Origin of the sequence: Enterobacter sp. CP102 (assembly GCF_025152625.1) — a bacterium.
Taxonomy (GTDB): Bacteria; Pseudomonadota; Gammaproteobacteria; order Enterobacterales; family Enterobacteriaceae; genus Enterobacter; species Enterobacter soli.
Window position 1 is genome coordinate 817,689 of record NZ_CP104014.1, and the last position, 23,694, is coordinate 841,382.

The 23,694-nt window shown below is 55.9% G+C and carries 20 protein-coding genes; 9 read left to right on the forward strand and 11 right to left on the reverse strand.

The window, feature by feature from the left end; genetic code table 11:
- Positions 1–22: 22 nt before the first annotated feature.
- A complete protein-coding gene (locus N1249_RS03845; protein ID WP_259834729.1) occupies positions 23–1,270 on the forward strand; it encodes a polysaccharide deacetylase family protein in 1,248 nt (415 codons plus the stop codon).
- 6 nt (positions 1,271–1,276) lie between these two features.
- Here N1249_RS03845 and panD read toward each other — a convergent pair whose 3' ends face one another.
- The 9 genes from panD to thpR form a co-directional block, all read right to left on the reverse strand.
- On the reverse strand, positions 1,277–1,657 hold the full coding sequence (panD, locus tag N1249_RS03850) for an aspartate 1-decarboxylase (RefSeq protein ID WP_006810068.1): 381 nt from the start codon (positions 1,655–1,657) through the stop codon (positions 1,277–1,279).
- Between the two features lie 118 nt (positions 1,658–1,775).
- Entirely contained in the window at positions 1,776–2,627 is an 852-nt protein-coding gene (gene panC / locus N1249_RS03855) for a pantoate--beta-alanine ligase (RefSeq protein ID WP_014068941.1), read from the reverse strand.
- A gap of 11 nt (positions 2,628–2,638) precedes the next feature.
- Positions 2,639–3,430: a 3-methyl-2-oxobutanoate hydroxymethyltransferase gene (gene panB, locus N1249_RS03860; RefSeq protein WP_259834733.1), complete on the reverse strand. Its 792-nt coding sequence runs from the start codon at positions 3,428–3,430 to the stop codon at positions 2,639–2,641.
- Positions 3,431–3,551: 121 nt separating this feature from the next.
- A complete protein-coding gene (gene folK / locus N1249_RS03865) occupies positions 3,552–4,031 on the reverse strand; it encodes a 2-amino-4-hydroxy-6-hydroxymethyldihydropteridine diphosphokinase (protein WP_259834735.1) in 480 nt (159 codons plus the stop codon).
- The gene (gene pcnB, locus N1249_RS03870) at positions 4,028–5,425 is read right to left on the reverse strand and encodes a polynucleotide adenylyltransferase PcnB (RefSeq protein ID WP_259837981.1); all 1,398 of its coding nucleotides are present in this window, start codon (positions 5,423–5,425) and stop codon (positions 4,028–4,030) included. Before pcnB ends, folK begins: the two co-directional genes overlap by 4 nt.
- A 42-nt stretch (positions 5,426–5,467) precedes the next feature.
- Entirely contained in the window at positions 5,468–6,358 is an 891-nt protein-coding gene (gluQRS, locus tag N1249_RS03875) for a tRNA glutamyl-Q(34) synthetase GluQRS (RefSeq protein ID WP_259834736.1), read from the reverse strand.
- Positions 6,359–6,415: 57 nt separating this feature from the next.
- A complete protein-coding gene (dksA, locus tag N1249_RS03880) occupies positions 6,416–6,871 on the reverse strand; it encodes an RNA polymerase-binding protein DksA (RefSeq protein WP_001155232.1) in 456 nt (151 codons plus the stop codon).
- 177 nt (positions 6,872–7,048) lie between these two features.
- Positions 7,049–7,753: a DNA/RNA nuclease SfsA gene (gene sfsA, locus N1249_RS03885; RefSeq protein ID WP_259834737.1), complete on the reverse strand. Its 705-nt coding sequence runs from the start codon at positions 7,751–7,753 to the stop codon at positions 7,049–7,051.
- Positions 7,743–8,297 carry an RNA 2',3'-cyclic phosphodiesterase gene (thpR, locus tag N1249_RS03890; RefSeq protein WP_259834738.1) on the reverse strand — a complete coding sequence of 185 codons (555 nt, stop codon included), beginning with the start codon at positions 8,295–8,297 and terminating at the stop codon, positions 7,743–7,745. Before thpR ends, sfsA begins: the two co-directional genes overlap by 11 nt.
- 73 nt (positions 8,298–8,370) lie before the next feature.
- Between thpR and hrpB the strand changes: the two genes are divergently transcribed.
- From hrpB to fhuB, 6 genes are all read left to right on the forward strand, one after another.
- Entirely contained in the window at positions 8,371–10,800 is a 2,430-nt protein-coding gene (hrpB, locus tag N1249_RS03895; RefSeq protein ID WP_259834739.1) for an ATP-dependent helicase HrpB, read from the forward strand.
- Positions 10,801–10,949: 149 nt separating this feature from the next.
- The gene (mrcB, locus tag N1249_RS03900) at positions 10,950–13,472 is read left to right on the forward strand and encodes a bifunctional glycosyl transferase/transpeptidase (protein WP_259834740.1); all 2,523 of its coding nucleotides are present in this window, start codon (positions 10,950–10,952) and stop codon (positions 13,470–13,472) included.
- A gap of 235 nt (positions 13,473–13,707) precedes the next feature.
- Positions 13,708–15,918 (forward strand): ferrichrome porin FhuA, encoded by a 2,211-nt coding sequence (gene fhuA / locus N1249_RS03905; RefSeq protein ID WP_259834743.1) that lies wholly within the window; start codon positions 13,708–13,710, stop codon positions 15,916–15,918.
- 50 nt (positions 15,919–15,968) lie between these two features.
- The gene (fhuC, locus tag N1249_RS03910; protein ID WP_014068955.1) at positions 15,969–16,766 is read left to right on the forward strand and encodes a Fe3+-hydroxamate ABC transporter ATP-binding protein FhuC; all 798 of its coding nucleotides are present in this window, start codon (positions 15,969–15,971) and stop codon (positions 16,764–16,766) included.
- On the forward strand, positions 16,766–17,653 hold the full coding sequence (fhuD, locus tag N1249_RS03915) for a Fe(3+)-hydroxamate ABC transporter substrate-binding protein FhuD (RefSeq protein ID WP_259834745.1): 888 nt from the start codon (positions 16,766–16,768) through the stop codon (positions 17,651–17,653). The genes fhuC and fhuD overlap by 1 nt, the downstream gene beginning before the upstream one ends.
- Positions 17,650–19,632, forward strand: a complete 1,983-nt coding sequence (gene fhuB / locus N1249_RS03920; protein ID WP_259834747.1) for a Fe(3+)-hydroxamate ABC transporter permease FhuB — start codon at positions 17,650–17,652, stop codon at positions 19,630–19,632. The genes fhuD and fhuB overlap by 4 nt, the downstream gene beginning before the upstream one ends.
- A gap of 82 nt (positions 19,633–19,714) precedes the next feature.
- Here fhuB and hemL read toward each other — a convergent pair whose 3' ends face one another.
- Positions 19,715–20,995, reverse strand: a complete 1,281-nt coding sequence (hemL, locus tag N1249_RS03925; RefSeq protein WP_259834749.1) for a glutamate-1-semialdehyde 2,1-aminomutase — start codon at positions 20,993–20,995, stop codon at positions 19,715–19,717.
- 177 nt (positions 20,996–21,172) lie between these two features.
- On the opposite strand from hemL, the gene clcA reads away from it, so the two are divergent.
- Positions 21,173–22,573 (forward strand): H(+)/Cl(-) exchange transporter ClcA, encoded by a 1,401-nt coding sequence (clcA, locus tag N1249_RS03930; protein ID WP_259834751.1) that lies wholly within the window; start codon positions 21,173–21,175, stop codon positions 22,571–22,573.
- An 86-nt stretch (positions 22,574–22,659) separates the two neighbouring features.
- The gene (gene erpA / locus N1249_RS03935; RefSeq protein WP_014068960.1) at positions 22,660–23,007 is read left to right on the forward strand and encodes an iron-sulfur cluster insertion protein ErpA; all 348 of its coding nucleotides are present in this window, start codon (positions 22,660–22,662) and stop codon (positions 23,005–23,007) included.
- 37 nt (positions 23,008–23,044) lie between these two features.
- On the opposite strand, the gene N1249_RS03940 is transcribed toward erpA, so the two are convergent.
- Positions 23,045–23,668, reverse strand: a complete 624-nt coding sequence (locus N1249_RS03940) for a TRIC cation channel family protein (RefSeq protein ID WP_014068961.1) — start codon at positions 23,666–23,668, stop codon at positions 23,045–23,047.
- Between the last annotated feature and the right edge of the window lie 26 nt (positions 23,669–23,694).

A 23,694-nucleotide genomic window follows, 5' to 3' on the forward strand; every position in this document is an offset into this window, starting at 1 on the left:
TTTTCGTATCGATAACGATCCAATGCTAACGCGTCTACTATTCCTGCTGTTGTTGTTCGTTTCCGGCATCAGTTCTGCCAGTTTATTAAGTCAGCAAAGACTGCCTGCTCAGTACATGCAAACCACCGAAGATGCGGCGATTTGGGCGCAGGTGGGAAATGACGTGGTCAACGTTGGCAACGTGCGCGCAGGGCAGATCCTGGCCGTGGTGCCTGCGGCGGCAGATTACTATGAGTTTCGCTTCGGTTTCGGCACGGGTTTTATCGATAAGGAGCATCTGGAGCCGGTTCAGGGCAAGATGCGCGTTGAAGATGGCCTGGGCGATCTTAACAAACCCCTCAGTAATCAAAACCTGGTTACCTGGAAAGATACCCCGGTTTATAACGCCGCCGACAACAGCAGCGCTCCATTCGGGACGTTAAGCGCCAATCTTCGCTACCCGATCCTGAGTAAGCTTAAAGACCGCCTGAACCAGACCTGGTTTCAAATCCGCATCGGCAACCGCCTGGCGTGGGTAAGCAGTCTGGATGCGCAGGAAGATAACGGTATCCCTATCCTGACCTACCATCACATCCTGCGTGATGAAGAAAATACGCGCTTTCGCCATACTTCTACCACCACCAGCCTTCGCGCATTTAGCAACCAGATGGCCTGGCTGCGCGATCAGGGCTACACCACGCTGACGATGTACCAGGTTGAAGGGTATATCCGCAATAAAATAAATCTGCCGGCACGCGCGGTAGCTATCACCTTTGATGATGGCCTTAAATCGGTCAGCCGCTATGCGTATCCGATCCTGAAAGAGTACGGCTTTAATGCCACGGCGTTTATCATCTCTTCGCGCATTAAGCGCCAGCCGCAGAAATGGGCACCGAAGTCGTTGCAGTTTATGAGCGTGTCGGAACTCAAGGGTATTCAGGATGTGTTTGATATTCAGTCCCATACCCATTTTCTGCACCGCGTCGATGACAACAAGCACCCGATATTACTGAGCCGCAGCTATCATGTGATCTTGTTTGATTTTCAGCGATCCCGACGGGATCTGGCGCAGTTCAACCCGCATGTGCTTTATCTTTCCTATCCGTTTGGGGGATACAACGATAATGCGGTGAAAGCGGCAAATGACGCCGGTTTTCATCTGGCGGTCACGACCGTAAAAGGGAAGGTAAAACCGGGGGATAATCCGTTCTTGCTGAAGCGTTTGTATATATTAAGAACGGATTCGCTGGAGACCATGTCGCGGCTGATCAGCAATCAGCCGCAGGGGTAGCAGCTATCAGGCAACCTGAACCGGGATCGCTTTCGCGGTACGTTTCATGTCATTGTCGCCTTCGAAGTAGGCGACTTTTGGCTGCCAGCGGCGCGCTTCTTCGTCAGACATCATGACGAAGCTTGCGATAATCACGATATCACCCACGTCAGCACAGTGCGCGGCAGCACCGTTGACGGAGATGATTTTGGAACCGCGTTCAGCGGCGATGGCGTAAGTAGAGAAGCGTTTGCCGTTGTTCACGTTCCAGATATCAATAGCTTCGTTTTCAAGAATACCCGCCGCGTCGAGGAAATCCTGGTCGATCGCGCAGGAGCCTTCATAGTGCAGGTCGGCCTGAGTCACTTTCACACGGTGAAGCTTACCTTGCAGCATTTTGCGAATCATTACGTCTACCTTTAATCATCATGCTTTACCCTCTCATACAAGAAGAGAGGGCAGGTGAGGGGAGTTATTCCCCAGGCAAATACGCGCGCAGTATTGCCCGATTTTTAGTCGGTGTCTACTACGCCAGCTCAACCACTTTGTTATCGATAAGACGCGCCTGACCCAGCCATGCCGCCACCAGGATAACCGCCCGTTTGCTGGACTCTGTCAGCTCCAGCAGGGTATCGGCATCGCGGATCTGCACATCGTCAGAGCGGAAACCTTTATCGTTAAGCGCCTGTTCGGCAAGAGCGATAATCTCTTCTGCGGTCAGCTCTTTCGCCAGCAGTTGCTCAGCCATGGTGTTCATGACCTTGCTCACCCCCGGCGCGATTTTACGCTGGTCTGCGGTTAAGTAACCGTTGCGGGAGCTCAGCGCCAGGCCATCTTTTGCACGCACAATCGGCACGCCAACGATTTCAATGTCGTAACCCATATCCGCAACCATCTTGCGGATCAGTGCCAGCTGCTGGAAGTCTTTCTCACCAAAGCAGGCGATATCTGGCTGTACCAGGTTGAACAGCTTGCTGACGATGGTTGAGACGCCACGGAAATGACCCGGACGGCTGGCGCCTTCCAGCATGGTCGAAATCCCCGGGACATCCACGTAGGTCGCTTCTTCTGTACCTTGCGGGTACACATCGGCAGGTGCTGGAGAGAAGACGATGTCTGTATGGCGTTTCTTCAGTTTTTCGCAATCTTCCTGAAGAGTGCGCGGGTAGCGCGCCAGGTCGTCAGCGCGGTCAAACTGCATTGGGTTAACGAAAATACTGACTACCACGATGTCTGCACGGGCTCTCGCCTCATCAACCAGTTTCATGTGGCCGTCGTGAAGGTTGCCCATGGTGGGGACCAGTGCGATACGTTTACCTTCCTGACGTGCTCTGCGGATATGCTGGCGCAGCAGCGGCAGGGTTTCAATGATTAGCACAACGAGACTCCTTAATGGAAACTGTGTTCTTCACCCGGATACACACCGGATTCTACGTCGGCAATATACTGCCTGACTGCCGCGCGCATGTCGCCCGCATCGGTCAGGAAATTTTTGGCAAATTTAGGGATATGTCCGCCCGTAATGCCAAACGCATCGTGCATGACCAGGATCTGGCCATCGGTGACGTTGCCCGCGCCAATGCCGATAACCGGAATGGAGAGCGCCTCGGTAATGCGTTTTGCCAGCTCGACAGGAACGCACTCCAGCACCAATAGCTGTGCACCGGCGGCTTCCAGCGCCACGGCATCATCAAACAGCGTCTGTGCGGCATCGCCACGGCCTTGTACTTTGTAGCCGCCAAAAATGTTTACCGACTGCGGCGTCAGGCCCAGGTGCCCGCACACGGGTACGGCACGCTCGGTCAGCATTTTCACGGTGTCCACAAGCCAGGCGCCGCCTTCGATTTTGACCATGTTGGCGCCAGCGCGCATCACTGCCGCTGAATTTTCAAACGCCTGCTCTGGTGTGGCATAGGCCATAAACGGCAGGTCGGAAAGCAGCAGACAGGCCGGTGCACCACGACGCACGGCGCGGGTGTGGTAAGCAATATCCTCTACCGTTACCGGCAGGGTGGAATCATGTCCCTGTACCGTCATCCCTAACGAGTCTCCGACCAGCATGACGTTGATCCCTTCTTCGGCAAACAGTTTGGCGAAGCTGTAGTCATATGCAGTGATGGTGGCGAAGCGTCTCTTTTCCTGTTTGCATTTTTGCAGCAAGGAGATGGTGGTTGGTTTCATACGGTTTCCTGATAGCCAAAGCGAATCTTTGCGCATTCTATCAGTAACATTCGAGGGAACAATGATTTTAGGCAATCGATTAACCACAATTGTTTAGCGGTTAATCGATAAAAAAACGGGGTTACCAGCGGGCGGGTTTTTCCGCGTTAAGGCTTTCCAGAATGGCTTTCAGGGAAATACCATCGGGGAAGGTCAGGTCAGGGGCGACTTCAAACAGCGGCCAGAGCATAAACCCGCGGTTTTTCATATCGTAATGCGGAACCGTCAGGCGCTCAGTGTTAATGGTCTCGTGACCAAACAGCATGATATCGAGATCCAGCGTCCGCGGCCCCCAGCGTTCGGCTTTGCGCACGCGACCCTGCTGCAATTCGATACGCTGGGTGTTGTCCAGCAGCGTTTCGGCGGCAAGGGCGGTTTCCAGCACCACGGCGGCATTCAGGTAATCGGGTTGATCCTGTGGCCCCAGCGGCGGCGTGCGGTAGAAAGACGATACCGCGATGATGCGGCTTTCCGGGATCTCGCCCAGCGCCTGAACGGCAGCATTCACCTGCTCCAGTGGAGACGCGAGATTGCTGCCGATGGCGATATACGCAAGGGTCATGCCGTGCCTTCGCGACGTGGCGCGCGCTTACGCGGGCGACGGTGGCGACGACGTGGTTCTGGCTCTTCATCCAGACTGGTCAGCATCCCTTTTTGCTCTGGCGGTGCAGAGACCTGGAATTCACCCCACCACTGTGCCAGGCGTTGCAATTCCTGATTCTTCTCAACTTCTGCACGCAGGGATAACAGGTCGAACGCGGCGCGGAATTTAGGATGCTCCATCAGCTTCCAGGCGCGTTTACCCTGACGACGGGACATACGCAGCTGAAGCTGCCAGATATCACGCACCAGCGTGGTAATGCGTTTTGGAATGGCCAGCGTCCGGCAGCCTTCGTCCAGCACGTCATTTGCGGCCAGCGCAAACGCATCGTAATAGGCCAGACCGCTTTCCTGGGCAATCTTCTGGGCGGTTTCCAGTAACGGATACCAGAACATTGCAGCAAACAGGAACGCCGGGTTCACGCGCATATCATTGTGAATGCGGGTGTCAGTATTCTTCAGCACCTGCGCAATAATGCGCTCCATCGGGCTGTCGCCATTTTCCGTGAAGTAACGGGTAATGGTCGGGAACAGCGGCTGGAACAGGCTGTATTCGCGCAGCAGGTTGTAGGTTTCGAACCCGTAACCGGCTTGTAGCAGTTTCAGCGCTTCTTCAAACAGGCGTGCAGGCGGGACATCGTTAATCAGCGTTGCCAGGCGCGGGATCGGCTCACCGGTTTCCGGGCTGATACGCATATTCAGCTTGGCAGCAAAACGTACGGCACGCAGCATTCGCACCGGATCTTCGCGGTAGCGCGTTTCTGGCGTACCGATCAGGCGAATCAGACCGGATTTCAGGTCCTGCATTCCGCCCACGTAATCACGGACGGTGAAATCCGCCACGCTGTAATAAAGGCTGTTAATGGTGAAATCGCGACGCTGGGCATCTTCTTCAATGGAGCCAAAGATGTTGTCGCGCAGCAGCATTCCGTTCTGGCCACGCTGAGACGTGGTTCGGTCTGCGGGGTTGCCTTCGTGATGGCCACGGAAGGTGGCAACTTCAATAATTTCAGGCCCAAACATAACGTGAGCAAGACGGAAGCGGCGGCCAACCAGCCGGCAGTTGCGGAATAATTTACGCACCTGCTCCGGCGTGGCGCTGGTCGTCACGTCGAAATCTTTTGGTTTTTTGCCTAGCAGTAAATCGCGAACCCCACCGCCAACGAGATAGGCCTCGTAGCCAGCTTTATTCAAACGATAGAGCACCTTGAGGGCATTTTCACTGATATCTTTGCGAGAAATATTGTGCTGCTCACGTGGAATAACCGACATATGGGCTTGTGCAATAGCCTCTTCAGCCATGCTCTCTTCCCGGCTTAGCACCTTACGGCAAAAATTAGCGACTCGGGTAAAAATAGTACACCTCGTAGTGTGTTTTGTTATGAAAAAAGCGGCTAATCATAGCTCAGCATAACGCATTTGAGAATGCTGGATTTTTGGCACGGTTTTTAGTGTCCAGTTAGCAACGGCAAATTTCAGCAATTCATCAATACTAAGGTCCTGCCATTCGCTCGTTATATTCTGGTTGAGAAATCGCAGCGCGTCGATCAAAACGGGGCGCGGATCGCCCTCTGGCAGAGCAGGGGCGTGGTTTTGCTTCGACAGTTTATTTCCCTGCGCATTCAGCGCCAGCGGTAAATGAATATATTCTGGGGCAAGCCAGCCAAATTGCTGGTACAGCGATATTTGCCGTACCGTTGGCTCAATTAAGTCTGCACCGCGCACTATTTCCGTGACGCCCTGAAAATGGTCGTCCACGACAACGGCTAAATTATAAGCAAATAAACCATCGCGACGGTGGATGATGAAATCCTCGCGCGCCAGGCGTTCATCAGCCTGAATGTCGCCTGATAATTGATCGTGGAAATGGGTCACAGGGAAATGCTGAACCAGGCGGACGGCGGCGTTTTCCGGGCCATGTCCGAGCGTACGGCAATGGCCATCATAGACGCCGCCCACGTTCTGAATGCGCGCCCGGGTACAGGTGCAATAGTACGAAAGCCCTTGCTCATAGAGCCACGCCAGACGTTCGCGGTAAGCCTCGTGCCGTTTTGACTGCCAGAGTACATCGCCGTCCCAGTGAAGGCCGTAATGTTCCAGCTGACGCAGGATCGTTTCTGCTGCACCGGGAACTTCACGCGGAGGATCAATATCTTCGATGCGGACACGCCAGATGCCCTGGTTTGCACGAGCTTGCAGGTAGCTGCCAAGGGCGGCTATTAAAGAGCCGAAGTGTAATTCACCGGAAGGAGATGGCGCAAAGCGCCCAATATAGTGTGATTCAGACATATCAACAGTAACAAGGCGGGAGAGACTCCCGCCTTTACAGGAAATACAGGGCTGGAATTAACCGGCCATCTGTTTTTCGCGGATTTCAGCCAGCGTTTTACAGTCGATGCACAGATCGGCGGTTGGACGCGCTTCCAGACGGCGAATACCAATTTCAACACCGCAGGATTCGCAGTATCCGAAATCTTCGTCCTCGACCTTTTTCAACGTTTTCTCGATCTTTTTGATCAGTTTGCGTTCGCGGTCACGGTTACGCAGTTCGAGGCTGAACTCTTCTTCCTGAGCGGCACGGTCTACCGGGTCCGGGAAGTTTGCAGCTTCATCCTGCATATGTGTAACGGTGCGATCGACTTCATCCCTGAGTTGATTACGCCATGCTTCAAGAATACGCTTGAAGTGCGACAGCTGGGCTTCGTTCATATACTCTTCGCCCGGTTTCTCTTGATACGGCTCCACCCCAGCGATGGCGAGAATACTCAGGGACGATGTTTTACGGTTTTGCCCTTCTTGCATGTTGCTTCTCCTTAACACGCACTATCGATCCCCGTGTTGGGGGAAAAATCAGGTCGCTATAAATAGCAGATGCTTTTCCGAATGGCAATTATCTATACGTAACACTTGACAAGCCTGTGAGGAAAAGCGTATTTGCGCACGCGACCAGAACACATAATAATCAATCGACTACTCCCTTTATAAGACCACGGGGAGAGAGGATCTCAGAGTCATATTATCGGCAGAAAGTTCCGCTTTATAAGCGAAAACCTCCACCCCCTGCTTTTGTGCCTCATTCAACAATTGCGCGTATTTGGGATCGATATGGCGGGCAGGAGAAAATCGTTCAATTGCCGAGTGCAATACCGCAAACAGCAATACGGCGCGCTTGCCCGCCGCCGCAACACTCATCAACTCCCGCAGATGCTTTTGCCCACGTAGCGTTACCGCATCCGGGAAGTAGCCATTATCATGTTCCGCTAACGTCACTGATTTTACTTCAATATAGCACTCAGGCCGATCTTCCGCCTGTAACATAAAGTCAATTCTGCTGCCTTCTTCGCCATATTTCACTTCGCTTTTTTGAACGCTGTAACCCACCAGTTCAGGAATATTCCCTGCAATCAGGGCTTCCTTAACTAATTGGTTCGCCCGCAATGTGTTGACACAAATAAATGCCCCTTGTTGCGTCTGCGTCATCTCCCAGGTATGGGGATATTTGCGTTTAGTATTTTCTGACGTTGAATACCAGACAGTGTCACCAGGCGTTGCGCAGCCGGTCATGGCACCGGTATTGGGGCAGTGCAGCGTTAGTTGTTCTCCTTCAGGCGTCACAACGTCCGCGAGAAAGCGTTTGTAGCGTTGAATGAGCGTGGCGTGTTGAAGCGCGGGGCTAAACTTCATCGGAATTCCTTAAGGTGTCGCCCAGCGTCCAGCGCTGTAAAGGCGTGTATCGGGTGCGTCCTTGTGCAAAGACAGATTCATAAAGCGCGAACGTATCCACCGGAAAAGACCATTGGAAACCCGGCGGCGGAATGGCCACGGCATGGCTGGCATCGCGCAGCAGGGTGATATGGGGATGAAAAGGCTGCGGGCTTTGGTAGCAACCACTGCGCGCGGCCTGTGCCCGGAGCATGTTGGCCAGCTGCAACAAACCGCGAGGTGGCTGGCGAGTCCCGAGCCATACCACGCGGGAGCGAAGCCACTGGCCCGCGTCATCCAGATTCAGCGTAAAACCGGGCTGGCTAATACGTCCGGCCATCGACGCTAACGCGCGCTGCTTTTCGGCGCTGACATCGCCCAGAAAGGCCAGCGTTATGTGCAGGTTTGCCGCAGCAACAGTTCGGCCCGCTTCCTGCGGGAAATGGCTTGCCCGCCAGCGAACAATCTGGCGCTGTATCGTGGGAGGCAGCTCAATGGCGAAAAACAGTCGTTTCGACTCAGACATACGGGGGACTCGGTAATGATATGTGGCGATGCTACAATGTACGCCGACTAATGTTAACCCTCTGGAGCTGTTAGTGTCCTCATTGCCAGTCGCCGCCGTACTTCCTGAGCTACTCGCTGCGTTACAACATGCCCCGCAGGTATTGCTCAACGCGCCCACGGGGGCGGGAAAATCAACCTGGCTGCCGCTACAGATCCTCAAAGACGCAAATCTGCACGGGAAGATAATCCTGCTGGAGCCGCGAAGACTGGCTGCGCGCAATGTGGCACAGCGTCTGGCAGAGCTGCTGAACGAGAAACCGGGTGAAACGGTGGGATATCGAATGCGCGCTGAAACCTGCGTTGGCCCGGCCACGCGGCTGGAAGTGGTCACCGAAGGTATTCTCACCCGGATGCTGCAAAACGATCCTGAACTCACCGGCATCAGTCTGGTCATTCTGGATGAATTCCATGAGCGTAGCCTGCAGGCCGATTTGGCCCTGGCACTGCTGCTGGACGTGCAGCAAGGGTTGCGCGACGACCTCAAGCTGCTGATTATGTCGGCCACGCTGGATAACGAGCGATTACAACAAGCCTTACCCGATGCGCCGGTTATCGCCTCCGCCGGGCGCGCTTTCCCGGTTGAACGTCGATATCAGCCGCTGGCCACGCATCAGCGCTTCGACGAAGCCGTCGCCATTGCCACCGCAGAGCTCCTGCGACAGGAGCCGGGCTCGCTGCTGTTGTTTTTACCCGGTGTGGGGGAAATTCAGCGCGTGCAGGAACAGCTGGCAACCCGCGTGGGAAGCGATGTGGTGCTCTGTCCGCTGTACGGGGCGCTGTCGTTAAATGAACAGCGTAAGGCCATCCTTCCTGCTCCTGCCGGACAGCGTAAAGCGGTGCTGGCAACCAATATTGCCGAAACCAGTTTAACCATTGAAGGTATTCGTCTGGTGGTGGATTGCGCCCAGGAGCGCGTCGCCAGTTTTGATCCGCGTAGCGGGCTGACAAAACTGCTTACGCAGCGGATAAGCCAGGCATCGATGATCCAGCGGGCAGGGCGCGCAGGGCGACTGGAGCCCGGGATCTGTTTGCATCTCACCAGCGCAGAGCAGGCCGAGCGCGCAGTGCAGCAAAGTACACCTGAAATTTTACACAGCGATCTTTCCGGCCTGGTTATGGATCTGTTGCAGTGGGGCTGCCCGGATCCCGTACAGCTGACCTGGCTGAATCCGCCACCTGCGGTGAATCTGATGGCCGCCCGTACCTTGCTGACCCGGCTGGGGGCGCTGGATGGCAGCCGCTTAACGGCGCAGGGGCAGAAAATGGCCGCGCTGGGCAATGAGCCTCGTCTGGCTGCCATGCTGGTGGCGGCAAAAGATGATGATGACATTGCCACGGCGGCAAAGCTGGCGGCGATTCTGGAGGAGCCACCGCGCGGCGGAAACAGCGACCTGGCGATGGCGTTTTCACGCAACCAGCCAAACTGGCAGCAGCGGGCGCAGCAGCTTTGCCGGCGACTCAACAGCCGTGGCGGAACACCAGACAGCAACCGTATTGCCAGCGCACTGGCGCAGGCGTTCCCGGACAGAGTTGCCCGGCGTCGCGGACTGGATGGGCGTTACCAGTTGGCCAACGGCATAGGGGCGATGCTGGACAGCGATGATGCTCTCACCCGGCACGAATGGCTTATCGCGCCGCTCTTATTGCAGGGCAGCCACTCCCCGGACGCACGGATCCTACAGGCCATTGCGGTCGATATTGATGCCCTGACGCGGGCGTGTCCGCAGCTGCTTCAGCAATCCGATATCGTTGAATGGGATGATGCGCAGGGGACGCTGAAGGCGTTTCGTCGCAGCCAGATTGGCAAGCTCACTCTCGGCACAAAACCGCTGGCCAAACCGTCGGAAGACGAGCTGCATCAGGCAATGCTTAACGGCATTCGGGAAAAGGGGCTGAGCGTACTGAACTGGACGCCAGAGGCTGAACAGTATCGTATTCGCCTGCACTGTGCGGCGCAGTGGCTGCCGGAGGATGACTGGCCCGCGGTTGATGATGAGACGCTTCTGGCTTCTCTGGAGCGCTGGCTACTGCCGCAAATGCGCGGTGTACACTCGCTGAAGGCGCTAAAAGCCCTGGATGTTAAGGACGCGTTACATAATTTACTGGACTGGTCATTACGTCAACGTCTGGATAGTGAACTGCCTGGGCATTACACTGTGCCGACCGGAAGCCGGATTGCCATTCGTTATCACGAAGATAACCCCCCTGCGCTGGCCGTCAGGATGCAGGAGATGTTTGGCGAGGCGCAAACACCGTCCATTGCAAAAGGGCGTGTGTCGCTGGTGCTGGAGCTGCTGTCTCCTGCGCACCGGCCTTTGCAGATAACCCGCGACCTGAGTGCGTTCTGGGCGGGGAGTTACCGTGAAGTGCAAAAAGAGATGAAGGGGCGTTACCCCAAACACGTATGGCCGGATGACCCGGCGAATACGGCGCCGACAAGGCGGACGAAGAAATATTCGTGAAAGGGGATGATGAGTGCGGCCTGATGCCCTCACCCCAGCCCTCTCCCATAGGGAGAGGGAGAAAACAATTTTGAGAGATTTCTTCTTTCACGGTGATGTGGAAGAAAAGAAAATCTGGCCTTTGCGCCTGAATGTTGCGGAGAAAAAGCATGGCGGGGAATGACCGCGAGCCAATAGGACGTAAAGGGAAACCTGCGCGTCCGGCGAAAGAAAAAGTGAGCCGTCGTCGTAAAGATGAAGATTACGATGATGACTATGAAGACGATTATGAGGATGAAGATCCGATGCCGCGTAAAGGAAAAGGCAAAGGGCGTAAGCCTCGTGGAAAACGCGGCTGGTTCTGGCTGTTGGTGAAGCTGTTCATTGTTTTTGTTGTTCTGATGGCTATCTACGGCGTCTATCTGGATCAGAAGATCCGCAGCCGTATCGACGGTAAAGTCTGGCAGTTGCCTGCGGCAGTGTATGGTCGCATGGTGAACCTTGAGCCAGATATGTCGATCAGCAAGAATGAGATGGTGAAGCTGCTTGAAGCCACACAGTATCGTCAGGTGTCGAAGATGACCCGTCCTGGCGAATTTACCGTGCAGGCGAAAAGCATCGAAATGATCCGCCGTCCGTTCGATTTCCCGGACAGTAAAGAAGGCCAGGTGCGTGCGCGTCTGACCTTTGATGGCGATCGTCTGGACACCATCGAGAATATGGATAGTAACCGCCAGTTTGGTTTCTTCCGACTCGATCCACGTCTTATCACCATGCTCTCTTCAGCGAATGGCGAACAGCGCCTGTTCGTGGCACGTAACGGTTTCCCGGATCTGCTGGTGGATACTCTGCTGGCAACTGAAGACCGTCACTTCTACGAGCATGACGGTATCAGCCTTTACTCTATCGGCCGTGCGGTGCTGGCCAACCTGACAGCCGGACGTACGGTGCAGGGGGCGAGTACCTTGACCCAGCAGCTGGTGAAGAACCTGTTCCTCTCCAGCGAGCGCTCCTACTGGCGTAAAGCCAACGAAGCGTACATGGCTGTGTTGATGGATGCGCGCTACAGCAAGGATCGTATTCTTGAGCTGTATATGAACGAGGTGTACCTCGGTCAGAGCGGTGATAACGAAATCCGCGGCTTCCCGCTGGCGAGCTTGTACTACTTTGGCCGCCCGGTTGAAGAGCTGAGCCTCGACCAGCAGGCGCTGCTGGTGGGCATGGTTAAAGGTGCGTCCATCTATAACCCGTGGCGTAATCCGAAGCTGGCGCTGGAGCGTCGTAACCTGGTGCTGCGTCTGCTGCAACAACAGCAGGTTATCGATCAGGAGCTGTATGATATGCTGAGCGCTCGCCCTCTGGGTGTGCAGCCGCGCGGTGGTGTTATCTCTCCTCAGCCTGCCTTTATGCAGATGGTTCGCCAGGAATTGCAGAGCAAGCTCGGCGATAAAGTGAAAGATCTCTCCGGCGTGAAGATCTTTACCACCTTCGATTCAGTGGCTCAGGATGCGGCGGAAAAAGCGGCCGTTGACGGTATTCCGGCACTGAAAAAACAGCGCAAGCTGAGCGACCTTGAAACCGCAATGGTGGTGGTTGACCGTAACACCGGCGAAGTTCGTGCGATGGTGGGCGGGGCAGAGCCGCAGTTTGCGGGCTATAACCGCGCAATGCAGGCGCGTCGTTCGATTGGTTCTCTGGCAAAACCAGCGACCTATCTCACCGCGCTCAGCCAGCCAAATCAGTACCGTCTGAACACCTGGATTGCCGATGCGCCAATCTCCCTGCGCCAGCCTAATGGCCAGGTGTGGTCGCCGCAGAACGATGACAAACAGTTCAGTGGCCAGGTCATGCTGGTGGATGCCCTGACGCGCTCCATGAACGTGCCAACGGTTAACCTGGGTATGGCGCTGGGCCTGCCGGCAATTACGGATACCTGGCAGAAGCTCGGTGTGCCTAAAGAGCAGCTTAACCCGGTTCCGGCGATGATCCTCGGTGCGCTTAACCTGACGCCAATCGAAGTGGCGCAGGCGTTCCAGACCATCGCCAGTGGCGGTAACCGGGCGCAACTTTCCGCCCTGCGTTCAGTCATTGCTGAAGATGGTTCCGTGCTGTATCAGAGCTTCCCGCAGGCGGAGCGCGCGGTTCCGGCGCAGGCGGCCTACATGACACTCTGGACCATGCAACAGGTTGTACAGCGTGGCACAGGGCGTCAGTTAGGGGCTAAGTACCCTGGCCTGCATCTTGCGGGTAAAACCGGGACCACCAACAACAACGTCGATACCTGGTTTGCCGGTATTGATGGCCGTGAAGTGGTGATCACCTGGGTAGGCCGCGATAACAACCAGCCAACCAAGCTGTACGGCGCGAGCGGGGCGATGTCGATTTACCAGCGCTATCTGGCCAATCAGTCCCCTGTGCCGCTGAATCTGGTTGCGCCGGAAGACATCGTCGATATGGGCGTGGACAGTTCCGGTAACTTTGTCTGCGGCGGCGGGATGCGTTCATTGCCTGTCTGGACCGCAAACCCGGACTCGCTGTGCCAGCAAAGTCAGCCAGAACTGCCAACGGGTAACCCGTTCGACCAGTCTTCTCAGCCACAGCAGCCGCAGCAGCAACAGCCGCAGCAGCAGAATGAGAAGAAAGACAGCGACGGTGTCGCGGGCTGGATTAAGGACATGTTCGGCGGTAACTAACCTTTTAAAGCCCTCTTCCCTGGAAGAGGGCTTTTTTTACCCGTAAAACTCATTTCGTTAACCCTCGCTTTAACTCTGATTAACCCTTCGTTTTCTCTTGTCTATTTCTTAAACCCTTAATTCTCGTAGGGCTGCATACTGCTTGCTATGCAACCAGCGTTTCGCATATTATTCTGGCGCTCATAATAATAATTCTCGTTTACGTTATCATTCACTTTCACATCAGAGATTCAACATGGCGCTTTCCAATACTGCTCAGCCAATTAACACGTCGCTGCGTAAAATCGCAGTTGTCGTAGCCACAGCGGTTGCCGGCATGTCTGCTTATGCGCAGGCCGCCGATACCCCGAAAAAAGAAGATACTATCACTGTGACCGCCGCTCCGGTTGCACAGGAAAGTGCCTGGGGTCCAGCTCCAACGATTGCGGCAAAACGCACCGCAACGGCGACCAAAACTGATACACCTATTGAGAAAACCCCGCAGTCTATTTCCGTCGTGACACGTGAAGAGATGGACATGAAACAGCCGGGTACGGTGAAGCAGGCGCTGGCCTATACGCCAAGCGTTTTTGCGACCCGCGGTGCATCTACCACCTATGACGTGGTTTCTATCCGTGGTTTCACCACCTCCAGCACCGTCAATACCAACCAGTATCTGGACGGGATGAAGCTCCAGGGCGATAACTATTCTGAAGCGTCCATGGATCCATATTTCCTGGAGCGCGTTGAACTGCTGCGTGGCCCGACCTCCGTACTGTACGGTAAAAGCCACCCGGGTGGCGTGGTGAGCATGGTCAGTAAGCGACCAACGACCGAGCCACTGAAAGAAATCCAGTTCAAAATGGGCACCGATAACCTGTGGCAAACCGGGTTTGACTTCAGCGATGCCATTGATGACAACGGCGTGTGGTCCTACCGCCTGACCGGCCTGGGTCGCAGTGAAAATGCGCAGCAGGAGATGGTGAAATCCACCCGCTATGCCATTGCACCTTCCTTCAGCTGGCGCCCGGATGATAAAACAGACTTCACTTTCCTGAGCAACTTCCAGAGCGATCCGGATGCGGGCTACTACGGCTGGTTGCCGCGGGAAGGTACTGTTGTGCCTTACTATGATGCCAACGGCAAAGCACACAAGCTGCCGACAGATTTCAACGAAGGCGAGGAAGACAACAAAATCTCCCGTCGTCAGAAAATGGTGGGTTACAGCTTCTCGCACGAATTCGACGACACCTTTACCGTGCGTCAAAACCTGCGTTACACCAAAATCAACACGCTTTACCGTTCTGTCTACGGCAACGGCTATATTGCTCCGGCGCAAATCAGCCGCGCATACGTACGTTCCGATGAAGATCTTAACTCCTTCACCGTTGATACTCAGCTTCAGTCCAAATTTGCGACCGGCGCCGTTGATCATACCCTGTTAACGGGTGTCGATTACCTTCGTATGCGTAATGACATTGATGCTGACTATGGCTCAGCTGACCCGATCAGCATGACCAAGCCTGCGTATGGCAACCCAAATGTTGACGTTTACTACCTGTACAAAGTGCTTAACCGTCAGGAACAAACGGGCCTGTATGCTCAGGACCAGGCTGAATGGGATAAGTGGGTGCTGACCATGGGTGGCCGCTACGACTTCGCTAAAACCTCTGCGCTGACCCGTACCACCGGAACCACCGCAGAAATTAACGATCAGGCATTCACCTGGCGTGGCGGTATTAACTACCTGTTCGACAATGGTATCACGCCGTACTTCAGCTACAGCGAATCCTTCGAGCCGATTTCAGGAACCACACAGGGCGGTAAACCGTTCGATCCAGCGCGCGGCAAGCAGTACGAAGTGGGTGTGAAATACGTACCGAAAGATCTTCCGGTTGTTGTGACGGCGGCGGTGTACCAGCTGACTAAAAACAACAACCTGACGGCCGACCCGGCGAACCCGACCAGCGGCTTTAGCGTGCAGGGCGGTGAAATTCGTTCACGTGGTTTCGAACTTGAAGCTAAGGCAGCCGTCAATGCCAACATCGATGTCACGGCATCTTATAGCTACACCGATGCTGAATACACCCACGATACCTGGTATGAAGGCCGTCGTCCGGCGGAAGTACCACGTAACATGGCCTCCCTGTGGGCGGATTATACCTTCCATGAAACGGCATTGAGCGGCCTGACCGTTGGCGCGGGTACCCGTTACATTGGTAACACGGTATCCTACTATTCAGCGGCATCTTCAAAAGCTTACCAGTCATTTAACGTTGCAGGTTATGCCCTGGCGGATGCAACGGTGAAATACGATCTGGCGCGCTTTGGCCTGCCTGGCTCTTCCGTTGGCGTCAACGTGAATAACATCTTTGACCGTGAGTATGTCTCCAGCTGCTATAGCGAATACGCTTGCTACTGGGGCGCAGGACGCCAGGTTGTGGCTACCGCGACCTTCCGCTTCTAATCTCTCTTTGGGCACGGTTCGCCGTGCCCTGTTTATTTAAGTTGGCTGACATGCAGGATATTAAGACGCAATCCGACACCACCTTTACGCTCAATCATCTCTCCTTTCGCGTACCCGGGCGCACCTTGCTGCATCCGCTCTCTCTGACGTTCCCCGCAGGCAAAGTCACTGGGCTCATTGGTCACAATGGTTCCGGTAAATCAACGTTACTCAAGATGCTCGGGCGCCATCAGCCCCCTTCAGAGGGTGACATTCTGCTTGACGAACAACCGCTTGATAGCTGGAACAGCAAAGCCTTCGCCCGCAAGGTGGCCTATCTGCCGCAGCAGTTGCCGCAGGCGGAAGGGATGACGGTGCGTGAACTGGTGGCGATTGGGCGTTATCCGTGGCACGGCGCTCTCGGGCGTTTTGGCGTGGCCGACAGAGAGAAAGTCGAAGAGGCCATCGCGCTGGTCGGATTAAAACCGCTGGCGCACCGCCTGGTGGACAGCCTTTCAGGTGGTGAACGTCAGCGTGCGTGGATTGCGATGCTGGTCGCCCAGGACAGCCGCTGCCTGCTGCTTGATGAACCGACCTCTGCGCTGGATATTGCCCACCAGGTCGACGTGCTGGCGCTGGTGCATCGCTTAAGCCAGCAGCGTGGTCTGACGGTGATTGCCGTATTGCACGATATCAACATGGCGGCACGTTACTGCGACTACCTTGTCGCGCTGCGTGGTGGCGAGATGATCGCTCAGGGCACGCCGTCTGAACTGATGCGCAGCGAAACGTTAGAGCACATCTACGGTATTCCAATGGGTATTTTGCCTCACCCTGCAGGGGCTGCACCGGTGAGCTTTGTGTACTGATGCTGGATCCAATGATTAGCCGCCGTCGCTTACTGACGGCGATGGCGCTCTCACCGCTGCTGTTAAAAATGAATACGGCGCGGGCTGCCGCGATCGACCCCCATCGTATAGTGGCGCTGGAATGGCTGCCGGTTGAGCTGATGCTGGCGCTGGGCGTTACGCCATATGGCGTTGCCGATATCCCCAACTACAACCTGTGGGTGAACGAGCCAAAACTGCCGGCATCGGTTATTGACATTGGCCTGCGAACGGAGCCAAACCTCGAACTGCTCACGCAGATGAAACCCTCGTTTCTGTTCTGGTCTGCGGGATATGGCCCGTCGGAAGCGACAATGGCGCGCATCGCGCCCGGGCGCGGTTTTTCCTTCAGCGATGGAAAAAAGCCGCTAACGATGGCGAAAAATTCCGTCAACGAGATGGCGCGCTTCCTGAACCGCGAGGCGGCAGCGAAACAGCATCTTGACGAATTCGATGCCCTGATCGACAGCCTGAAACCGCGCTTTGCTCACCGCGGTGAACGCCCACTGCTGATGGTGACCCTGCTGGATGCCCGTCATATGCTGGTGTTTGGGCAAAACTGCCTGTTCCAGGAAGTGCTTGATAGCTTTGGTATTCGCAACGCCTGGGACGGGGAAATGACTTTCTGGGGCAGCACGGCCGTTGGGATCGATCGCCTGGCGGCGTTTCGCGATGTGGATGTGCTGTGCTTTGATCACGGCAACGAAAGAGAAATGCAAAAACTAATGTCTACCCCGCTCTGGCAGGCCATGCCGTTTGTACGCGAGCAGCGATTCCAGCGGGTTCCGGCAGTGTGGTTCTACGGAGCAACGCTTTCGGCTATGCATTTTGCCCGTGTACTGGATGGCGCGCTGGGAGGCAAAGCATGAGTTCGCGTATCGGGCGTTTTCCGGCGCTGTTGCTGACGGCCATTTTCCTTGTCGCGCTGGCCTTAACCGGGTTCAACCTGTCGACGGCACTCCCGCGTGGCCAGTGGGGCGCTGCGCTGGCTGCGCCAGACATCGAAAATATTCAGCAAATGCTCTTCCACTATAGCCTGTTGCCGCGTCTGGCCATTTCGCTGTTAGTGGGGGCAGGGCTGGGGCTGGTAGGCGTCTTATTCCAGCAGGTGTTACGTAACCCACTGGCAGAGCCAACCACGCTTGGCGTGGCGACCGGCGCGCAGCTTGGGATCACCATTACGACACTGTGGGCGTTGCCCGGCGCGTTAACTTCGCAGTTTGCTGCGCTGGCGGGTGCATGTGTGGTGGGGGCGCTGGTCTTCGGCGTGGCCTGGGGGAAACGTCTTTCACCGGTCACGCTGATCCTGGCCGGGCTGGTGGTCAGCCTCTACTGTGGGGCAATCAATCAGTTGCTGGTGCTGTTCCATCACGACCAGCTGCAAAGCATGTTTTTGTGGAGTACCGGTACCCTGACCCAGACTGACTGGAGCGTTGTCGAGCGCCTGTGGCCGCAGCTGATTGGCGGTGTGCTGCTGACCCTGCTGCTGCTGCGTCCGTTAACGCTGATGGGTCTGGATGACGGCGTGGCGCGCAACCTGGGCCTGGCGTTATCGCTGGCGCGTCTGGCGGCACTGACGCTGGCGATTGTGCTCAGCGCGTTGCTGGTTAATGCGGTAGGGATTATCGGTTTTATCGGGCTGTTTGCACCGCTGCTGGCGAAAATGCTCGGCGCGCGGCGTCTGCTGGCGCGTCTGATGCTGGCCCCGCTAATTGGTGCGCTGATCCTCTGGCTTTCCGATCAAATTATTCTCTGGCTGGCGCGCGTCTGGATGGAAGTGTCCACCGGTTCGGTGACGGCGCTTATTGGCGCACCACTGCTGCTGTGGTTGCTGCCGCGCCTGCGTAGCATCAGCGCCCCGGCAATGGATGCGGGCGATAAAGTGTATGCAGAGCGTCAGTCTGTGCTGTGGTTTAGCCTGGCGGGCCTGGCCGTGCTGCTGCTGGCTTCTTTTGCAGCGCTCTCTTTGGGACGTGATGCAACCGGCTGGCACTGGGCCACGGGTGATTTGCTCAATGAACTGCTGCAATGGCGCTGGCCGCGTATCTTCGCGGCGCTTATTGCGGGGGTGATGCTGGCTGTCGCGGGGTGCATTATCCAGCGTCTGACGGGTAACCCGATGGCAAGCCCGGAAGTACTGGGTATCAGCTCAGGCGCGGCGTTTGGCGTGGTGCTGATGCTGTTCCTGGTGCCGGGGAATGCCTTCGGCTGGTTAATGCCTGCGGGGAGTATTGGCGCAGCGGCCACGCTGCTGGTCATTCTGGTCGCTTCCGGGCGTGGAGGATTTTCTCCTCACCGTATGTTGCTTGCCGGAATGGCGCTCAGCACCGCGTTTACGATGCTGCTGATGATGCTCCAGGCCAGCGGCGATCCGCGCATGGCGCAGATCCTGACCTGGATTTCCGGTTCAACCTATAGCGCCACTGGCAGCCAGGTGGTTCACACCGGTCTGGTCATGATTGTGCTGCTGGCGATTGTACCGCTGTGTCGCCGCTGGATGACCATTCTGCCACTGGGTGGTGAAACCGCCCGTGCGGTGGGGTTGGCGCTGACGCCTGCGCGTGTGGCTCTGCTGCTACTGGCGGCATGTCTGACGGCAACGGCCACCATGACCATAGGTCCATTGAGTTTTGTGGGATTAATGGCGCCGCATATCGCCAGAATGATGGGGTTCCGCCGGACAATGCCGCATATTGTGATGTCTGCTCTGACGGGCGGGGTGATGCTGGTCTTTGCGGACTGGTGCGGCAGGATGGTGCTGTTCCCGTATCAGATCCCGGCAGGGCTGCTTTCCACCTTTATCGGTGCGCCGTACTTTATTTATCTGCTGAGGAAGCAGAGTCGATAGTCAGGTGCGGTCCTCTCCCACAGGGAGAGGGAGAAAATCGTAGGCCCGGTGGCGCGGCGCCACCGGGCGTTTAACACTCGACTTAAAGCTTCGCAAACACCTTACGCGCTGCGTCGATGGTGTTATTGATATCTTCTTTGCTGTGCGCCACAGACATAAAGCCCGCTTCAAAGGCAGACGGCGCCAGATACACGCCTTCTTCCAGCATCAGGTGGAAGAAACGCTTAAAGCGTTCAACATCGCACTTCACCACGTCCTGATAGGAAGTCACGGTTTTTGCATCGGTGAAGAAGATCCCGAACATCCCGCCCACGTGATTCACTACCAGCGGAATACCCGTCTCTTCTGCCGCGTTCAGCAGGCCGTTTGCCAGCTGCGTGGTCAGGTCGGTCAGCGTTTTGTGGATACCCGGTTGCGCCACTTCGTTCAGACAGGCGAAGCCTGCAGCCATCGCGATAGGGTTACCGGATAGCGTACCCGCCTGATACACCGGCCCGGTTGGGGCCAGCGCTTCCATCACGTCCTTACGACCACCAAACGCGCCGACCGGCATCCCGCCGCCGATGATTTTGCCAAGGCAAGTCAGGTCTGGTTCAACGTCGTAATAAGACTGGGCACCCGCCAGTGCTACGCGGAAACCGGTCATCACTTCATCAATAATCAGCAGTGCGCCGAATTCGTCGCACAGTGCGCGCAGGCCCGGCAGGAACTCAGGCTGAGGTGGAATGCAGTTCATGTTGCCCGCCACCGGCTCAACGATGATGCAGGCAATTTCTTGCGGATACTGCTCGAATGCTGCGCGAACGGAGCTAAGATCGTTATAGGTGCAGGTCAGGGTGTGTTTAGCGAAGTCAGCCGGTACGCCCGGGGAGTTTGGCTGGCCCAGCGTCAGGGCACCAGAGCCCGCTTTCACCAGCAGACAGTCTGCGTGACCGTGGTAGCAGCCTTCAAATTTGATAATTTTGTCGCGGCCGGTAAAACCACGCGCCAGGCGGATGGCGCTCATGGTGGCTTCCGTACCGGAGTTCACCATACGCACCATATCCATGGTCGGCACCAGTTCGGTTACCAGCTCCGCCATTTTGACTTCCATCTCGGTTGGCGCACCGAAGCTCAGGCCGCGCTGAGCCGCTTCAATGACTGCATTGCGGATAGACGGATGGTTGTGCCCCAGCACCATTGGGCCCCAGGAGCCAACGTAATCAATATAGGCTTTGCCATCGACATCATACAGATACGCGCCGTCAGCACGTTCGATAAACAGCGGCGTACCGCCTACACCGGTAAAAGCGCGCACAGGCGAGTTCACACCCCCCGGGATAAGCTCGCGGGCTGCACTGTAGAGGTTTTCAGACTTGCTCATTGCGTCGTTCCTGGTTCGTAGAAATAAGTTAAGGCGGCTATTCTAAGTGATTCCCGGAAGGTTATGAAATTTTTGCCCCATTAATGCATAAACAATTGTTAAGGATTTTTCAGGGGACGCGGAAGCCGTGTCTGGTAAAATCCTTGCGGCGATTTGTATGATTAAAAAGAACAGGCAATGAAAGCAGATTCTCCCTCATTTGAAGAACAACAGTTTGCGCGTGCGCGGCACCGTATCAGCATCCGGCGGCTGCTCAATCGCGACAAGACACCGCTGGCTATTTTGCTGGCCGCAGCCGTAGTGGGGACGCTTGCCGGGCTGGCTGGCGTGGCCTTTGAGAAAGCGGTGAATGCCGTGCTCAACTGGCGCATCGGTACGGTGGCAGGGTATGCGGATAGCAAATGGCTGGTCTGGGTGTTGGCATTTGGTTTGTCTGCCATTTTTGCCATGGCAGGTTATTTTCTGGTACGCAAATTTGCGCCAGAGGCCGGTGGCTCGGGGATCCCGGAGATTGAAGGGGCGCTTGAAGAGCTGCGCCCGGTGCGCTGGTGGCGGGTGATCCCGGTTAAATTTATCGGCGGTATGGGCACTCTGGGGGCAGGCATGGTGCTCGGACGAGAGGGGCCAACGGTGCAGCTCGGCGGGAATGTCGGGCGCATGGTGGGTGATATGTTCCGGATGCGCAGCGCTGAAGCGCGCCATACGTTGCTGGCAACCGGGGCTGCGGCCGGGCTTTCTGCGGCGTTCAATGCGCCGCTGGCGGGGATCCTGTTTATTATTGAAGAGATGCGCGCCCAGTTTCGCTACAACCTGATCTCAATTAAAGCGGTGTTTACTGGCGTTATTATGTCGAGCATTGTCTTTCGCATTTTTAATGGCGAAGGCGCGGTAATTGAGGTGGGTAAACTCACCAATGCCCCAGTGAATACCCTGTGGCTCTATCTGGTGCTCGGTATGGTGTTTGGTGTTGTCGGCCCTCTGTTTAACACCCTTATCTTACGTGCCCAGGATATGTTCCAGCGTATTCACGGCGGGAATACCACCAAATGGGTTCTGGTAGGTGGTCTGCTCGGCGGGATGTGCGGCATCCTCGGCGTGATTGAACCGAATGCGGCTGGTGGCGGTTTTGGCCTGATCCCCATTGCTGCGGCGGGTAATTTCAGCGTTGGGCTGCTGCTGTTTATGTTTATTTCACGCGTGATCACCACGGTCCTTTGCTTCTCCTCCGGCGCGCCGGGAGGCATTTTTGCGCCAATGCTGGCGCTCGGCACCTTGCTTGGGACGGCTTTTGGCATGGCTGCAGCTGCGGGGTTCCCGGCGTATCACCTTGATGCAGGAACATTCGCGATTGCCGGAATGGGGGCGTTGTTGGCCGCCTCTCTGCGCGCGCCGTTAACCGGGATCGTGCTGGTTCTGGAAATGACAGACAATTATCAGCTCATTTTGCCAATGATCATTACCTGTCTCGGGGCGACACTATTAGCCCAATTCCTGGGTGGAAAACCGCTATACTCCACCATTCTTGCTCGTACCCTGGCAAAACAAGAGGCTGAACAGGCCTTGAAGCAGAATACTTGAATGAATTACCAGGGTATTAGATAATGAAAAAAAGAATTGGGTGATTTTTGCCCAATCGCAGTAAGCAGTATTCATGGGAGCATAAGATGAGTGATGACGTAGTCGCTGTGCCGCTGGAATTTACCGAAGCCGCAGCCAACAAAGTGAAAACCCTGATTGCCGACGAAGACAATCCGGATCTGAAACTGCGTGTATATATTACCGGTGGCGGCTGTAGCGGCTTCCAGTATGGTTTTACCTTTGACGACCAGGTCAACGATGGTGATATGACTATCGAGAAACAGGGCGTTGCGCTGGTGGTTGACCCGATGAGCCTGCAATATCTGGTGGGCGGTGCGGTTGATTACAGCGAAGGTCTGGAAGGTTCGCGCTTTGTGGTCACCAACCCGAACGCGACAAGCACCTGTGGGTGTGGTTCTTCTTTCAGTATCTAACACGAAAAACGGTAACCCCTGGGTTACCGTTTTGCTTTTACCTTCCGTTATCATCCAGCGCAAAGGTTGGCAATTTAAGGTGCCAGCGTATCGCCGCTAAACGTATCCCCAGCGTCACCACCATCCCCAGCATGGCTGAGATTTCCAGCGGTAAAGCAAAGGTGTAGTAGGCCGTGGCGTGCACAATTCCGCCAGCAATACAGGCTGTTGCGTAGATTTCTGTTCGCAGGATCATCGGGACTTCACGTGCCAGAATATCGCGGATGATCCCGCCGCCGACGCCCGTTAAAACGCCCATGCAGATGGCGACCATTGGCCCCGTGCCCGCGTTGAAGGCTTTGTTAACGCCAATCCCGACAAACACCGCAAGACCCACGGCATCCAGTACCGGCAGTATCCATTTAGGCAGTCTGCGCGGCTGGCGCACCAGCACGATGGTGAGCAGGCAGGTGACCATCGCCACCACCAGATCGGTCGGATCCTTTACCCAAAACACCGGGCCATTTGCCAGTGCCATATCGCGGATCGTTCCTCCGCCGACGGCCGTCACCACGCCCAATACCAGCACGCCAAACGGATCCATGCGTAATTTCCCGGCCAGCAGAACCCCGGAGATAGCAAAAACGGCTGTGCCAAGAATATCCAGCCAATACACGAGCATCGTTAAATCCTCGAAATGATCAGGTC

Coding starts and splice junctions, on each gene's coding strand:
- N1249_RS03845 (WP_259834729.1), top strand. CDS start 23: ATGCTAACGCGTCTACTATTCCTGCTGTTGTTGTTCGTTTCCGGCATC.
- panD (WP_006810068.1), bottom strand. CDS start 1,657: ATGATTCGCAAAATGCTGCAAGGTAAGCTTCACCGTGTGAAAGTGACT.
- panB (WP_259834733.1), bottom strand. CDS start 3,430: ATGAAACCAACCACCATCTCCTTGCTGCAAAAATGCAAACAGGAAAAG.
- folK (WP_259834735.1), bottom strand. CDS start 4,031: ATGACCCTTGCGTATATCGCCATCGGCAGCAATCTCGCGTCTCCACTG.
- gluQRS (WP_259834736.1), bottom strand. CDS start 6,358: ATGTCTGAATCACACTATATTGGGCGCTTTGCGCCATCTCCTTCCGGT.
- dksA (WP_001155232.1), bottom strand. CDS start 6,871: ATGCAAGAAGGGCAAAACCGTAAAACATCGTCCCTGAGTATTCTCGCC.
- sfsA (WP_259834737.1), bottom strand. CDS start 7,753: ATGAAGTTTAGCCCCGCGCTTCAACACGCCACGCTCATTCAACGCTAC.
- thpR (WP_259834738.1), bottom strand. CDS start 8,297: ATGTCTGAGTCGAAACGACTGTTTTTCGCCATTGAGCTGCCTCCCACG.
- mrcB (WP_259834740.1), top strand. CDS start 10,950: ATGGCGGGGAATGACCGCGAGCCAATAGGACGTAAAGGGAAACCTGCG.
- fhuA (WP_259834743.1), top strand. CDS start 13,708: ATGGCGCTTTCCAATACTGCTCAGCCAATTAACACGTCGCTGCGTAAA.
- fhuC (WP_014068955.1), top strand. CDS start 15,969: ATGCAGGATATTAAGACGCAATCCGACACCACCTTTACGCTCAATCAT.
- fhuD (WP_259834745.1), top strand. CDS start 16,766: ATGCTGGATCCAATGATTAGCCGCCGTCGCTTACTGACGGCGATGGCG.
- fhuB (WP_259834747.1), top strand. CDS start 17,650: ATGAGTTCGCGTATCGGGCGTTTTCCGGCGCTGTTGCTGACGGCCATT.
- hemL (WP_259834749.1), bottom strand. CDS start 20,995: ATGAGCAAGTCTGAAAACCTCTACAGTGCAGCCCGCGAGCTTATCCCG.
- clcA (WP_259834751.1), top strand. CDS start 21,173: ATGAAAGCAGATTCTCCCTCATTTGAAGAACAACAGTTTGCGCGTGCG.
- erpA (WP_014068960.1), top strand. CDS start 22,660: ATGAGTGATGACGTAGTCGCTGTGCCGCTGGAATTTACCGAAGCCGCA.
- N1249_RS03940 (WP_014068961.1), bottom strand. CDS start 23,668: ATGCTCGTGTATTGGCTGGATATTCTTGGCACAGCCGTTTTTGCTATC.